Raw genomic sequence first — 14,412 nt, 5'->3', positions numbered from 1 at the left:
TCAGTTCCCGGTCGACTGGCTGCTATCGGCCATCTTGGACGTGGAAGACGTGGATGAAGAGGTCTGTGCCCGGTCCTTGACCTCGCCGGTGGTCTCGTCGATCGTCACTTCGACACCCGTCGCGTCGCCGCCGGGACGCACCAGCTGCAGGCCCTCGACGATGACGCGGTCGCCGTCGCCGACGCCCGAATCCACCAGCCAGTTGTTGCCGACGCTGTTGCGCACGGCCAGCACACGCGTCTCGACCTTGCCCTGCGCATTGATGACCATGGCGGTCGCCTCGCCCTTGGTGTTGCGGGTCACGCCGCGCTGCGGCACCAGGAAACTGTTCTGGGCGACGCCCTCCTCGACCAGCGCCCGCACATACATGCCCGGCAGAAGCAGGCGGTCGGGATTGGGGAATTCGGCCCGCAGCGCGAAAGTGCCGGTCGTCTGGTCGACATTGGCGCCGGCGAATTCCAACTTGCCGGTCTGGTTATAGATGGTGCCGTTCTCGAGCTTCAGCTTGACGCTGACATTGGGGCCGCTGAACTTCAGCCGGCCCTCATTGATGGCCTGACGCAGATTGAGCAGATTGGTGCTCGACTGCGTGACGTCGACATTGATCGGATCGAGCGAACGGATGGTGGTGAGCAAGGTATCCTGATTGGCGGTGACCAGGGCGCCCGGCGTCAGCGACGACTTGTCGATGCGGCCGGCGATCGGCGCGGTGATCTTGGTGTAGTCGAGATTGATGCGCGCGGTTTCGACACTGGCCTTGGCCGACGCCACATCCGCATTGGCCTGCGCCAGCGTTGCCGCGGCATCGTCATAATCCTGTTTGGAAACAACGTTCTGCTTCAACAAGCCGGCATAACGGTCGAACTTGGCCTGCGCCGTCGGCACCGCCGCCTCGGCCTTCTGCTGGGCTGCCTGCGCGCTGTCATAGGCTGCCTGGTAGCTCGCCGGATCGATGAGGTAGAGCGGCTGCCCGACCACCACCTCGCTGCCCTCCTTGAACAACCGTGCCTGGATGATGCCGTTGACCTGCGGGCGCACATCGGCTGTGAGCGACGCTGACGTGCGTCCCGGCAGTTCGGCCGTGATCGCCACCGATTGCGGATGCAACGTGACGACGCCGACTTCCGGCTTGCCGACGCCGCCCATGCCGGCGGGAGCTTTGCTCCCCTCCTGCGAACAGGCCGCCAGAAGAACCGTGGTGACGAGTATCGCCGCGAACCGGCGGGCCGGCAGGGAAGACGGGCTAGACTGGATAGACATGGCCTGGATGATCTTTCGCTGGGGTTGCGGTCGCCGTCTGGCTGTCGGGATCGGAGCGTTCCACCAGAAGCCGGCTCAAATACCGGCCGAGGAAGCGCTGGATGTCGTCCATGAAGGTGTAGACGACGGGAACATAGACGAGGCTGAGCACGGTCGAGGAGATGAGCCCGCCGATCACGGCGATCGCCATCGGCGCCCGCGTCTCGGCGTCGGCGCCGATGCCGAGCGCGATCGGCAGCATGCCGGCGCCCATGGCGATCGATGTCATGACGATGGGCCGTGCCCGCTTGCGGGCTGCGTCGAGCAGTGCGTCGAAGCGGCTCATGCCACGCTCCTTCTCGGCGACCAAGGCGTACTCGACAAGCAGGATCGAGTTCTTGGCCGCAATGCCCATCAGCATCAGTATGCCGATCAGCGGCGATATGCCAAGCGCCTTGCCGGCAATCAGCATGAAGCCGAGCGCGCCGCCGATCGACAGCGGCAGCGCGACCAGGATGGTCACCGGCTGCACGAAGCCGCGGAAAAGCAGCACCAGCGTCAGGTACATCAGCAGGATACCGGCGGCGATCGCGGTGGCGAAACCGGAAAACAGCTCCTGCATGCGCTGGGCGTCGCCGCGCGCCAGTTCCTGCACGCCGGCCGGCAGATTACGCATCGCCGGCAAGGCATGGATGGCCTCGGTCGCCTGGCCGAGCGTCAGGCCGGATAGATCCGCCTCGACCGTGGCGCTGCGGCTGCGCCTCACCCTTGTGATGCTGTTCGGCCCGGCATTGAAGCCGATATCGGCGACCGCGCCGAGCGGCACCGTGCCCTTGCTGCCGATCAGCGGCAGCACGGCCAGTTTCGCCGGGTCGTCGATGGCTCCGTCGGGCAAGGTCACGACGATCGCAACCTGGCGGTCGCCGAGATTGAACTTGGCCAGGCTGGTGTCGGTGTCGCCGATGGTGGCGATCTTGACCGTCGCCGCGATCTCGGTCGGCGTGACGCCCAGTTCGGCCGCTCTGGCGCTGTCGGGGCGCACGATCAGCTCCGGCTTGGTCGTCGCCGCGGTCGAGGTCGGGTTGATGAGGCCGGGCACCGACTTCATCCCGTCGATCAGCGCATCGCTGGCCTTCTGCAGCGCCTCGCCATCGTCGCCGACCAGCGTGATCGCCACCTTGGCGCCGGCAAAGCCGTCGGCACCGAACTGGATGCGGGCGCCGGGGATGTCGTTGAGCTTCGGTGACGCCTCGGCCTCGAATTGCTGCTGGCTGACGCTGCGCTCGCCGCGCGGCTTCAAATTGACGGTGACATAGGCGCTGCGCACCTCGGCCGAGGTCGAGCCACGGTTCGGCCCACCGCCGGATGAGGCCGCGGTGCCGATGGTGGCGAAGATGCTGTCGACGGCCGGCTCATCCTTGAGCCGTTTTGTGATGTCCTGGACGACATCTGTCGTCTGTTCGATCGTCGACCCCGGCTGCAGCTCGACCGAGATCATCGAGCGGCCGCGATCGGTTGCCGCCATGAATTCGGTCGGCAATTTGGTTGCGAGCCCAATCGAGCCGGCGAAGAAGGCGATGCCGGCGACGAGCGTGATCCAGCGATGATCCAGCGCCTTGCGCAACAGCCAGAGATAGGTCGGTACCCAGGCCGGTAGATCGTCCTCGCTGTGGCCGCCGGCGCGCACCAGATAGGCGCCCATCAGCGGGGTGAGCATGCGCGCGACAAGCAGCGAGAACAGCACCGAGACGCAGACGGCGACCGCGAAGGAGAAGAAGAATTTTCCCGGAATGCCGGGCATGAAGGCGACCGGCAGGAACACCGCGACAATAGTCGCCGTGGTCGCCACCACGGCAAGCCCGATCTCGTCTGCCGCCTCGATCGCCGCCTGGTAGGCGCTGGCGCCGGTCTGGCGCATATGGCGCACGATGTTCTCGATCTCGACGATGGCGTCGTCGACGAGGATGCCGACCACCAGCGACAGCGCCAGCAAGGTGATGTTGTTGAGCGAGATGTCGAACGCCGCCATGACGGCGAAGGTCGGGATCAGCGACAGCGGCATGGCGACCGCCGACACCAGCGTCGCCCTGATGTCGCGCAGGAACAGCCAGACGACGCCGATGGCGAGCAGCGCGCCGAGCCACAGCGCCTCGAATGCGGCGTCATAACTTTCCTGCACGAAGCCGGAGGACGAGGTGACTTCGGTGAATTTCGCGGTGTCGGTCTTCGCCGCTATCTCCGCGATTGCGGTCCGCGCGGCCTTGACCACGTCGATCTCGCTCGACCCGACCGACCTGTAGACGTTGAAGGCGACGACCTGCCTGCCGTCGAGATAGGCGGCCTGGCGCGGCTTTTCCCAGCTGTCGACCACCCTGCCCAGATCGGAGAGCTTGACGCCGCCGGCGCCTGACAGCGCGATGCGTGTGTCGGCCAGCGCCTCGACTGTGCCGGCGCTGGCCAGCGTGCGCACCGACTGCTCCTGGCCACCGACGCTGGTGCGGCCGCCCGGCTGGTTGACGTTGTTGGAGGCAAGCGTCTGGCTGACATCGCCGGCGCTGATGCCGAGTGCTGCAAGACGGTCCGGATCGAGCTCGACACGGATGACGCGGTCGACGCCGCCCGAACGGGTGATCTTGGAGACGCCGTCGACCCCGAGCAGCGCCTTGGCGACATCATTGTCGATGTACCAGCTCAACGCGTCCGGCGACATCGACGGCGCCTCGACGACATAGGTCAGCACCGAATTGCCCGATGCGTTCATCTTGGCCACGACCGGCGACTGCGCCGCTGCCGGCAGGCTCGACTGCACTTCCGACACCGCGTTGCGGACGTCATTGGCGGCGGTCTCGGGATCGGTGCCCAATGTGAACTCGACCGTGGTGACGGACGAGCCCTCGCTGATCGAGGTCGAGACGTCGTCGACGCCTTCGAGCGTCGCCACGGCGTTCTCGACCACCCGCGCCACCTGCACTTCCATTTCGCTGGGCGCGGCGCCCGGCTGCGAAACGGTGACGGTGACCGTCGGCAGGTCGATGTCGGGCATGTTGTTGGTGCGCAGCTGCATGAAGCCGTAGAGGCCGGCGATGGTCAGCGACAGGAACAGCACGATGGTCGGTACCGGATTGCGGATCGACCAGGAGGAAATGGCGTTCATCGCGCCGCCTCCGTCATCTTGCCGGCGGTGCCCGCTTGCGCCTCGGCGATCCGCACCAGATTGCCGTCGCTGAGGAAGCCGGCGCCGGCGACAACGACGCTGTCACCCTCCGATAGCCCGCCTTCTATGGCGACCCGGCCGTTCTGGTGCGGGCCAGTGGTGACGGCACGCGAGGCCGCTTTGCCGGCGGCGTCGACCACGAAGACAACAGGCTTGCCGTCCTGCCAGACCAGCGCGGACCCGGCGACGCTGAGCCTTTGCGAGGCGGCGCCCGCGATCGACACGCGGGCGAACATGCCGGGTTTCAGGCCCGAGCCTTCGCCCAGCCCGACATAGACGGTGGCGAGCCGTGTCGTCGAACTGACCGTCTCGGCAATGGAGGACACCTGTCCGACAAAAGTCCGGCCCGAAGCGTCGACGACATTGGCCGCCTGCCCGACCGAGACCGAGGGAAGGTCCTTTTCGGGGACAAGCACGCCGACTTCCAGCCGGCCGTCGCGGATGATCTTCATCAGCTCGGTGCCGGCCTGGACGATCGAGCCGGCGACCGCCGGCCGGCTGGAGACGATGCCGTCGAAGGGCGCGCGGATGGTCGCCTGGTCGAGTTGGGCCTGCAGCCGCTCGGCGGCGGCCTTGGCCTGTTCAAGCGCGGCCCGGCCGGTCTTGACGGCGGTCGCCTTATCCTCAGCCGTTTCGGCGCTGATCGCCTTGCTGGCCAGCAGCCTGTCGGCGCGGCCGGCGGCGGAGATCGCCGTGTCCAGCGTCGCCTGGGCCTGGTCGACGGCGGCTTTCTGCTCGGCCAGCTGTGCCTTGAGCACAGAGGCGTCGAGCCGCGCGACGACATCACCGGCCCGCACATGATCGCCTTCGCCAACCAGCACTTCGGTCAATTTGAGGCTGGAGGTCTCGGCGCCGATGGTTGCTTCCTGCCATGCGGCGACGGTGCCGGTGGCGCTGATCGACGAGGCGATCGCCTCGGAGCGCACCTTTTCGACCGCGACCGTGAGGCTGGCGCGCGGCGCCGCGACGGCTGGCGCGGCCGGTTCAACGGTCGCGCGCCCATAGGCTCTCAGCGCCGCCATCGCCCCCAGGACGGTCAGCACGCCGGCCAGGACAAGATAGGTCTTACGCGATCTTGCGGTCATGATGTCCGTGGCCGTTGGGCTGCTGCGAAACCGGCAGCGACAGGCGCCAGGCGGCAAAGCTAAGGCGCACCGCGCCCTTCAGCGTATCGGCCGGCAGCGCCGCCGGCGTGGCGGCATGGCTGACGCCCTGACTGACCGAGAGCCTCGGGCTCATCGATGCGATCAGCCGCAGCATCATCATGGCTTCCCACATTGCCGTGCTTCCATTGTGGATGAGTTTGAACGGTGGGATGGCGGAACATGCCGCCATCCCACGAGACCGGCCGGCCCGAGAACGGGTTGGGCACCGGGCCGGCCGGCGCAGCCGGACGGAGTTGTCAGCCATTCCCGGGCTGGGGCGGCGGAAGCTGTCCGCCCTGGTCGGGCGGACCTCCAGGTCCGGCTGCATCTTCCGGCGGGCCGCCCCAGGGACCGGGGGGTGGTCCGTGGGGGCGTTCCGCCGAAGCCAGGATTTCGAGCTGTTCGGGCGACAGCTTGGTGCGCAGCTCGGCGATCGCATCCTTCAGCTTGGCGGCCGAAGCCGCGCGAGCCGTGACCTCGTCGGCCAGCCTTTCCTGGAAGGCGAACGGATCGGGCTTGCCGCCCGGAGCCGCATCGGGTCCCTTGGCCTCGGGTTCACCCGGGCCGGGGCCGCCGGTGCCACCGGGGCCGCGATCATGCCGTGGCGGCGCAAGCACGGCCTGCAGCGCGCTGGTGTAGTCGCGCCAGGCGTCGAGCTGCTCGCTGCGGATGCCGACGCGTGTCTCCAGCGCCGCCAGCCGGGCGGCCAGCATGAATTCCGGCGGCGGTCCCATGCGGTGCGGGCCGAAGCCTTCCGGACCCTGCGGACCAAAACCGTGCGGACCCCAACCCTGAGGACCGGGCCGCATCGGCCCATGCGGGCCATTCTGACCGAACCAGCCCATCGGGCCATGGTCGGGTCCATCCTGAGCGATGACCGGGGGCTCGCCGGCGCCGGCATCGGGCTGTGCCGCCAGCACGGGATGGATTGCGGCGACGGAAAACAGGCCGAGCGCAAGAAGTCTGCTTCGCATGACGGTGTTCCTTTCTCTCATGCATCGGACAGCCCTGAGGATAGGAAGCCTGTTTGTCCGCTTCGCGTCGGCATGTTGCCGAAGGTTTCCGCAAAGGGGCAATTTGTTTCCGAATGTTTCCCGCCCCCGGCCAGAAACACTGCGTTGCAATTTTCCATGCCGCTGGCGCGCGCGCTCCCTATAATCAGAGGCAGGCAAGGGCACGCATGATGCAATCACAACCCCATATCCTCGTCGTGGACGACGACCGCGAGATCCGCACGCTGCTCGGCCGCTATCTTGACGGCCAGGGTTTTCGCGTCTCGGTAGCGGCCGACCGGCGCGAATGCGAGCAGAAGCTTGGCGTCGGCCAGTTCGACCTTGTCGTGCTCGACGTCATGCTGCCGGACGGTTCGGGGCTCGACATCTGCCGCGGCTTGCGCGACCGCAAGCCGCATGTCCCGGTCATTCTGCTGACGGCACTGAAGGAAGATGTCGACCGCATCATCGGCCTGGAGCTCGGCGCCGACGATTATCTCGGCAAGCCGTTCAACCCGCGCGAACTCACCGCCCGCATCCGCGCCGTGCTGCGGCGCGCCGCACCGGAAGAGGCGCCCGCTCCCCGCGCGCGCATCTACCGCTTCGCCAGCTACCGGCTGGAACCGGACACCCGCAAGGTGACGGACGCGCGGGGCGAGCTCGTCGACCTGACCGGCGCCGAATTCGACCTTCTGCAGGTCTTCCTCGACCGCCCCGGCCGGCTGCTGTCGCGCGACCAGTTGCTTGACCTCACGCAAGGCCGCGAGCGCGACCCGCTCGAACGCTCGGTCGATGTGCTGATGAGCCGGCTGCGCCGCAAATTCTCCGACACCGGCGACGGCCCGCTGTTCAAGACCGTGCGCAATGGCGGTTACCAGCTGACCGCGCGCGTCGAGACGGTGGAGATCCCGGCGTGAACTCGTTGCGCCGAAGGCTGATCATCCTGCTGGTGGCCTCGATCATCGGCGTCGTCGGCCTTGCCACGACCGTGGCGATCAAGGTGCTCGGCGGGCCATCGCCGGAACTGATCATGGGGCCGGTTGCCCGTCAGGTCCAATTCATGGTGCAGCTGGTTCCCGGCCATGTGCCTGGCGCGGGCGATGCTCCGCTGACCATCCGCGACCACCCCGCCGATGGTCCGGTGGACCGCAAGCACACGCGCGTGCTCAACGACATCCTGCGTGACGACGGCCTCGGCCTCTCGGCCGTTGTCAGCCGTACTCCGGGCACTCCCGGCATGGTCGCGTCGGTGATGCTTCCCGATAAACGTTGGATGATCATCGACGTCCCCGACTTCGATCCGCCGAGGGATGTCTGGCTGGTTCTCGCCGGCTGGATCACGCTGATCGCGCTCGGCGCCACCGCCGTGTCGGTCTATTTCACCAGCGTGCTGGTGCGGCCGCTGGAAATGCTGGAGGCCGCCGTCTCGAAGATCGGCTCGGACGGCTTGCTGGCGCAGTTGCCGGAAGAGGGCTCGGCCGAGGTCAGGGCGACGGCGCATGCGCTGAACCAGCTCTCCTCGCGGCTGCGCGCGGCCATGGAGAGCCGCATGCGCCTGGTCGCCGCCGCTGGCCATGATCTGCGCACGCCGATGACGCGCATGCGGCTGCGCGCCGAATTCCTCGACGAGGACCGCGACAAATGGCTTCACGACCTCGACGAACTCGACCGCATCGCCGACAGCGCCATCCGCCTGGTGCGCGAGGAGGTGAACCAGGACGCCGTCGAGCCGCTGGACCTGGAAAAGATGGTGCGCGACATCGAAGCCGAGATGGTCACGCTCGGCCACGCCGTCTCGATCGGCCCCCTGGACAAGGTCTCGGTGCGCGCCGGCGCGCTCGGCCTGCGCCGGGCGCTGCGCAATCTGGTCGTCAACGCCGCCACCCATGGCAAGGCCTGCACCATTGCCCTCGCCGCTATCGACCGACGCGCCGTGCTGACCATTTCCGACAACGGCCCGGGCATCCCGCCCGACCTCATCAACAAGGCCTTCGAGCCCTTCTTCCGCGTCGACCCCGGCCGCCAGCAATTCATCCCCGGCGCGGGGTTGGGCCTCGCCATCGCCAAGGAGATTATCGAGCGCTACGGCGGGACCGTGACGCTGGAGAACCGCAAGGGGGGTGGGCTGGCGCAGACGGTGGTGTTCAAGGCTGTGTGAGGCGTAAGCAAGCCGTTTTGCCAGGCGACGAAAAAGGGCGACTATGCTGCACCGCGAAAAGTCAATGATTCCAATTCATTCGCGGGTAGATCGGTATGAACTCAAATAGATAAAATGTAGATTTCTCAAATTTTGAGATTTTTTTACAAAGATTCGAGCGCGTCCTGTCTCCCAAGGCAGAAGTGCTTCCGATCAACCAAAGCGGGTAGATCGATACAACTCGAACCACAGGGTTGAAGTGCTATTAAAAACCGCAAGAAAGCGGGAAAATGGCGGTTTTTTGCCAATTTCTTGCCTTGCTCACATAAGTATTTCAGCCTGCTAGATTTTTTGTGTTGCACCGCACAATGCCGTGACCGAACCATCACCTGGGGGACTCGTTTACGACTGGATATACGCCGTGGAGGATTCCGCCAGCTTGACGAACTTGAGCTGTCCATCCGTCGAGTTCGTTCCTGGCTCGGATGGACTCGCAAGGCTCGGGTTTGACAGTGCCGGGTCGCGAGCCAGGCGGCACGGACATCATAGGGGCGCAAGCTGATGGCAAACGCCCGCGACATCCAACTGGATGCACTGAGGGCCATCGCCGTGACGATGGTGTTGTACTCCCATTTCTTCGCGGCGGGAGGATCTTCCTTCTGGGGCCATATCGGTGTGCGGCTGTTCTTCGTGCTGAGCGGCTTCCTGATCACCCGCCTGCTGCTGGAAGCGCGCGCGGCCGCCGCGTTTGAAACCGGCCCGGCGCTGCGATCCTTCTACGTCAGACGGGCGCTGCGGATATTCCCTCCCTATTTTGCCGTGCTGGGTTTCGTCTGGCTGTTTGATCTGGAGCAGTCCAGGGGATCGCTGGTCTGGCATGCGCTTTACCTGTCGAATTTCTGGTATGCGCTTCACAACAACTGGAACCCCTGGGTGCTGTGCCATTTCTGGAGCCTGAGCATCGAGGAGCAGTTCTATCTCGCCTGGCCACTGGTCGTCCTTTTGGCCCCACGCCGGCGCTTCGAACAGATCTGCATCGGCGTCATCGCCCTGTCGCTGGCCTATCGCTTTTACTGGCCCCTCACCGCCAACACGGCGCTGGCGCGCGACCTGCTGCCACCGGCATCCATGGATGCGCTGGCGACGGGCGCGCTGCTTGCCTGCTGGCGCTCCAGAGGTGCGGCCCTGCCGCAATGGATGCGGCTAGGCTGGCCTGCCTTCGCGGCCGCATTCCTTGTCATCGAATGGTTTGTCCCGGCGCCTGCCGATCCGATGCTGGAATGGGCCCATTGGCTGGTGCGGCAAGTCCTGCCCCTGGTGCCGCTGATGGTCATCGTCGCCGCCTGTTCGCGCGGCCTTGGCGGCACCCTTGGCAGGCTCGCGGAGCTGCCGCCGCTGCTGGCCCTCGGCCGTATCAGCTACGGCGTTTATCTCTATCATCCGATATTGCTGTCGCTCGCCGTCAAGTCGCAGGCTTGGATTCCGCTCAATGTTTCGCAGCAAGGACCAGGACGGTTCCTGGTTGCAAGCACCGCCACGATTGTCGTGGCCTCGGTTTCCTGGATGGTTTTCGAAAGGCCGCTCAACAGCCTCAAGCGCCACTTCCCGTATGTCCGGCGAGCCCAGGCCGGTCATGCCGGCTGGTTTGCGCGGCCGGTGGAAGCTTATCCCGGCGGATCGCCCGATGGCCGCACGCCTTCCCTCGACCTCCCGCGAACGGATGCAAGACGATGACCGCCGCGCCGCTCGTCTCCGTCCTGCTGCCGGTCTACAATGCCGGACCCTATCTCGCAGCGGCACTTGGAAGCATCCTGCGCCAGGATTACCGCCGCCTGGAGGTCATCGCGATCGATGACGGGTCGAGCGACAATTCGCTCGAAATCCTGGAGCGATACCGGCAGGCCGACAGTCGCGTCTCGATCATCTCGCGCGAAAATCGCGGCCTCGTCGCGACGCTCAACGAAGGGCTGGCGGTCGCCCGGGGCGAGCTGGTTGCGCGCATGGACGCCGACGACATCGCCTATCCCTGGCGCCTGTCGCGCCAGGTGGCGCTGTTCGAGCAACGGCCCGAGCTCGGCTTTTGCGGCGCCGGCGTCGACATGTTGATCCGCGGTCGTATCGCCAGGGGCAAGCCCGATCCGGTGTTCCAGTTCGGCCGCATGCCCATATTGGCGATGTTCTTCACCATCTTCATGCACCCGACGGTCGTCTACAACAGGAAGGTCATCGAAGACGCCGCTCTCCACTACGACCCGACCTACCGGCACGCCGAGGATTTCGATCTCTTCCGGCGGCTGGCCGCTCGTTACCCGGCGGCAATGATGCCCGAAAACCTGCTCGTCTACCGTACTCATCAGGGGAGCGTGACCCACCGGCACAGCAAGGAGATGCGCAGGACGCATTTGCGCATCGTGGCCGAGAACCTCGAGCGCGAGGGCCTCGCGGAAGCCTCGCGGGACCTGCGCGACATCGGCGAAGCGGTCAGCTTCGACACGGTTACCCGCGCGGCCGACTTCATTCTCGCGCTGGAGGAGCGGATCCGCTCGCTGCCGGACAAGACGCGGCCGAGCTTCGAGGCCGGCGCGCTCAACCTGTTCTATTTCCTTTACCAGCTCGTCGCCGACGAAAAGCAGCCCCCATTGACGCATGAACTGCTGACGCGGACCGCGAAATGGAACGCCATCCGGCGGCGCGAGAAATATGCGTTGCGGCCGGGCGCCTGGGCGCCCTGGCTCAGCCGCGCCTCGCTGTCGGCCGGCAAGCAGGCGGACGCCGTGGAATACTTCTTCAAATCCGCGCCCGCCGCGGCGGTTCTGGCATCTCATCAGGTGGGCTAGAGGCATGACCGTCAAAGCCCACCAACCTCTGCAACGCGACCGTTCGACGGCGCTTGGCGGCGCCCCGGCCGGTCCGCGAGCGGAGCGATCAGGCCCGGAAGTCAGCTTCATCATCTGCACGCGCAACCGCGTCGCCGTGCTCGAGGCCTGCATCAAGTCGGTACAGGCCGCGTGCCGTGCCCATGCCGGCTTCGCGGCCGAGCTCGTGGTCGTCGACAATGGCTCGAGCGACCGCACGGCGGAACGCCTGGCCAGCATCGCCGCCATGTCGGACATTCCATTCACGCCCGTCTGCGAGCCACGCCGCGGACTGGCGGCTGCCCGCAACGCCGGATTGCGGCGCGCGCGGGGGCGCGTGCTGGTGTTCGTCGATGACGATTGCGCGGTGCATCTCGACTATCTACGCGACCTGGAGCGGCACTATGCATCCGGGGAACAGTGGCTCATCCGGGGCGGCCGCGTCGAGCTTGGCGATCCCAGGGACCTGCCTTTCACGATCAAGCGATCGCGGGTGCGCGAGCGGCTGACGCCGGATATTCATCCCGGCGGCTTCGTGTTGGGCTGCAACATGACGATGCACCGCGACGTCGCGGCCCGTATCGGCTATTTCGACGAACGCTTCGGCGCGGGCGGGCCGTTGCGGTCGGCGGAGGACACCGACTACCTCGTTCGGGCGGTGCGGCTCGGCATCGCGGTCGAATATGTGCCCGACATGACGATATTCCATCATCATGGCCGGCGCGATCGCAAAGCCATCGAAAAGCTCCACCGCGACTACAGCCTGGGCAATGGCGGGCTCTGCCTGAAACACATTCGCCACGCGCCCTGGCTGCTTCGGCATTTCTACTGGGCCGTGAGAGGGGCTTTCCGGGAATTGGCGGGCGGGCCCGCCTTCGATCGCGAACTCGACCTGTCGCACTGGCCGATCGTCGGCATGAATGTTCTCGGCGCGGCCAGATACGCACTGCTCCTGCTGGCGAGACGGCCGCAGGCCGAGCCGGTGCGGCAGGATCAGCAAGCCAATGCCGAGGCACCGCTCTGATGCCATTGCTCCCGCCTGGCCTGCCGATGCTGTTTCGCGCTTTCGGAAAGCGGCAACTGCGCCTGGTTCCGGCCGTGGTGGGCCTCGGCCTGGTCAGCGCCGCCCTAGAGGGGTTCGGCATCGGCCTGATCATCCCCCTGCTGGGCATCATCATGGGGCACGGCGATGCGACGGGAATGGCGGGCTTCTCCGCTGTTCTCCAGCAGGTCGGATCGGGCTTCAGCGAGCGCGACCGGCTTGTCGTCATCTCGGTCGCCATACTCGGCTCGATCATCCTGAAGAACGTTTTCGCCTTCGCCAACACGCTGCTGACGACCTTCATCTCCGGCAAGGCCAGTCATTCGATCCGCAGCGCACTGTCGGAGCAGCTGCTGCGGGTCGGCTACCCCTTCTTCCTGCGGCAGAGCCCCGGACGGCTGCTCAACATCATCTCCAACGAATCCTGGCGCGCGTCCGATGCCATCCAGATCATGCTGTCGGCGATCGTCAGCGCATCGGCCGCCATCATCCTCCTGGCCTTTCTGCTGCTGCTGTCATGGCGCATGACGCTGCTGGTCACGCTCGGACTGGCGCTCGTCCAGATCGCGCACGCCATCCTCTCGGCCAATCTGAAAGGCCCCAGCCGCAGCGTCGCTTCGCGCAACAGCCACCTCGCCTCGCAGATGCTCCACCTCGTGCATGCCGGACGCCTGATCCGCATCTTCGGCCAGGAGAGCCGGGAGAAGGCGATATTCGACACCGCCTCCGACGCGGTGCGCCGCGCCTCCTTCGTCCTGCAGGTCCGCCAGGGCGCGTTGCCGCCGCTGACGGAGGTTCTCCACGCCATGCTGTTCCTGGCGGTGGTGATCGGCGCCTGGCTGGCGCAGGTGAGTTTCCCGCTGATCATCGCCTTCGTCATCCTGCTCTACAGGCTGCAGCCGCATATGCGGGCCCTGCAAGGGTCGTGGAGCCAGCTGCAGGGGCTCAGCGGATCGCTGGAAGAGGTGACATGGATGCTCGACCCCGCGGGCAAGCCCAGGCCGCCGCAAGGCGACGGGCCGTTCCACGGTCTGCGCCAGGGCATCAAGTTCGATGACGTGACCTTCACCTATTCCGGCACCGACCGGCGTGAAGTGGTGCTGCATGCGGCAACGTTCGCAATCAACAGTGGCCGCTCGACGGCGCTGATCGGCCGCTCGGGCGCCGGCAAGACGACGATCGTCAACCTTCTGTGCCGCTTCGTGGAGCCGGACACGGGCAGGATTCTCGTCGATGGGTCGCCGCTCGATGGGATCGACGCCAGCCAGTGGCGGCGCCACATCGCGCTGGCCAGCCAGGAGCTGGAACTGGTCGACGGCACCATTTTCGAGAACATAGTCTATGGCCAGGATGCGGCCACGATCGGCGACGCCGAGCGCGCGGCAAGACTGGCCGAGGCGCATGAATTCATCGAACGGCTGCCGCAGGGCTACGAGACGCTGGTCGGCTACAGGGGTGTCAATCTGTCGGCGGGACAGAGGCAGCGGATCGCGCTGGCCAGGGCGCTGGTGCGCGATCCCGATCTGCTCATCCTCGACGAAGCCACCAATGCGGTCGACGGACTGTCGGAAGCGGCCATCGTCGAGACCTTGAAGTCGAGGGCGGGACGGCGCACGACCATCGTCATCAGCCACCATCACAGCACCATATCGTTCTGCGACGACGTGGTGATCCTGAGCGGCGGCCGGGTGAAGAAACAGGCCCCTTTCGGCGCCCTGGCATCGCTCTCCATGGACGAGCTTTACCAGCATGAACCGCTCGACTGACATGGGTTCGGGCAGCGCTTCC

The 14,412-nt window shown here is 66.1% G+C and carries 11 protein-coding genes; 6 read left to right on the top strand and 5 right to left on the bottom strand.

Annotated elements, in window-relative coordinates; translation table 11 throughout:
• From JN279_RS16510 to JN279_RS16490, 5 genes are all read right to left on the bottom strand, one after another.
• Nucleotides 1–1,260, bottom strand: coding sequence for an efflux RND transporter periplasmic adaptor subunit (locus JN279_RS16510; protein WP_096448135.1), 1,260 nt, complete (start codon nucleotides 1,258–1,260; stop codon nucleotides 1–3).
• Nucleotides 1,244–4,393 carry an efflux RND transporter permease subunit gene (locus JN279_RS16505; protein WP_244734628.1) on the bottom strand — a complete coding sequence of 1,050 codons (3,150 nt, stop codon included), beginning with the start codon at nucleotides 4,391–4,393 and terminating at the stop codon, nucleotides 1,244–1,246. Before JN279_RS16505 ends, JN279_RS16510 begins: the two co-directional genes overlap by 17 nt.
• On the bottom strand, nucleotides 4,390–5,538 hold the full coding sequence (locus tag JN279_RS16500) for an efflux RND transporter periplasmic adaptor subunit (protein WP_202353378.1): 1,149 nt from the start codon (nucleotides 5,536–5,538) through the stop codon (nucleotides 4,390–4,392). Before JN279_RS16500 ends, JN279_RS16505 begins: the two co-directional genes overlap by 4 nt.
• Complete coding sequence (locus JN279_RS16495) at nucleotides 5,519–5,731, bottom strand: hypothetical protein (RefSeq protein ID WP_202353377.1); 213 nt, start codon at nucleotides 5,729–5,731, stop codon at nucleotides 5,519–5,521. Before JN279_RS16495 ends, JN279_RS16500 begins: the two co-directional genes overlap by 20 nt.
• A 124-nt stretch (nucleotides 5,732–5,855) precedes the next feature.
• Nucleotides 5,856–6,572 carry a hypothetical protein gene (locus JN279_RS16490; RefSeq protein ID WP_202353376.1) on the bottom strand — a complete coding sequence of 239 codons (717 nt, stop codon included), beginning with the start codon at nucleotides 6,570–6,572 and terminating at the stop codon, nucleotides 5,856–5,858.
• 209 nt (nucleotides 6,573–6,781) lie between these two features.
• Here JN279_RS16490 and JN279_RS16485 point away from each other — a divergent pair, with 209 nt between their 5' ends.
• The 6 genes from JN279_RS16485 (at nucleotide 6,782) to JN279_RS16460 (ending at nucleotide 14,390) form a co-directional block, all read left to right on the top strand.
• Nucleotides 6,782–7,507 (top strand): response regulator, encoded by a 726-nt coding sequence (locus tag JN279_RS16485; RefSeq protein WP_202353375.1) that lies wholly within the window; start codon nucleotides 6,782–6,784, stop codon nucleotides 7,505–7,507.
• Nucleotides 7,504–8,748: an ATP-binding protein gene (locus JN279_RS16480; protein ID WP_202353374.1), complete on the top strand. Its 1,245-nt coding sequence runs from the start codon at nucleotides 7,504–7,506 to the stop codon at nucleotides 8,746–8,748. The genes JN279_RS16485 and JN279_RS16480 overlap by 4 nt, the downstream gene beginning before the upstream one ends.
• Before the next feature lie 540 nt (nucleotides 8,749–9,288).
• Nucleotides 9,289–10,461, top strand: coding sequence for an acyltransferase family protein (locus JN279_RS16475; RefSeq protein WP_202353373.1), 1,173 nt, complete (start codon nucleotides 9,289–9,291; stop codon nucleotides 10,459–10,461).
• A complete protein-coding gene (locus tag JN279_RS16470; protein ID WP_202353372.1) occupies nucleotides 10,458–11,564 on the top strand; it encodes a glycosyltransferase family 2 protein in 1,107 nt (368 codons plus the stop codon). The genes JN279_RS16475 and JN279_RS16470 overlap by 4 nt, the downstream gene beginning before the upstream one ends.
• 4 nt (nucleotides 11,565–11,568) lie before the next feature.
• Entirely contained in the window at nucleotides 11,569–12,606 is a 1,038-nt protein-coding gene (locus JN279_RS16465; RefSeq protein ID WP_202353371.1) for a glycosyltransferase family 2 protein, read from the top strand.
• On the top strand, nucleotides 12,606–14,390 hold the full coding sequence (locus JN279_RS16460; protein ID WP_244734626.1) for an ABC transporter ATP-binding protein: 1,785 nt from the start codon (nucleotides 12,606–12,608) through the stop codon (nucleotides 14,388–14,390). Before JN279_RS16465 ends, JN279_RS16460 begins: the two co-directional genes overlap by 1 nt.
• The last annotated feature ends 22 nt before the right edge of the window (nucleotides 14,391–14,412 follow it).

Source organism: Mesorhizobium sp. 113-1-2, from assembly GCF_016756475.1.
Taxonomy (GTDB): Bacteria; Pseudomonadota; Alphaproteobacteria; order Rhizobiales; family Rhizobiaceae; genus Mesorhizobium; species Mesorhizobium loti_C.
Note: the sequence above shows the minus strand (reverse complement) of the source record. Positions and strands in the feature narration are given on the sequence as shown.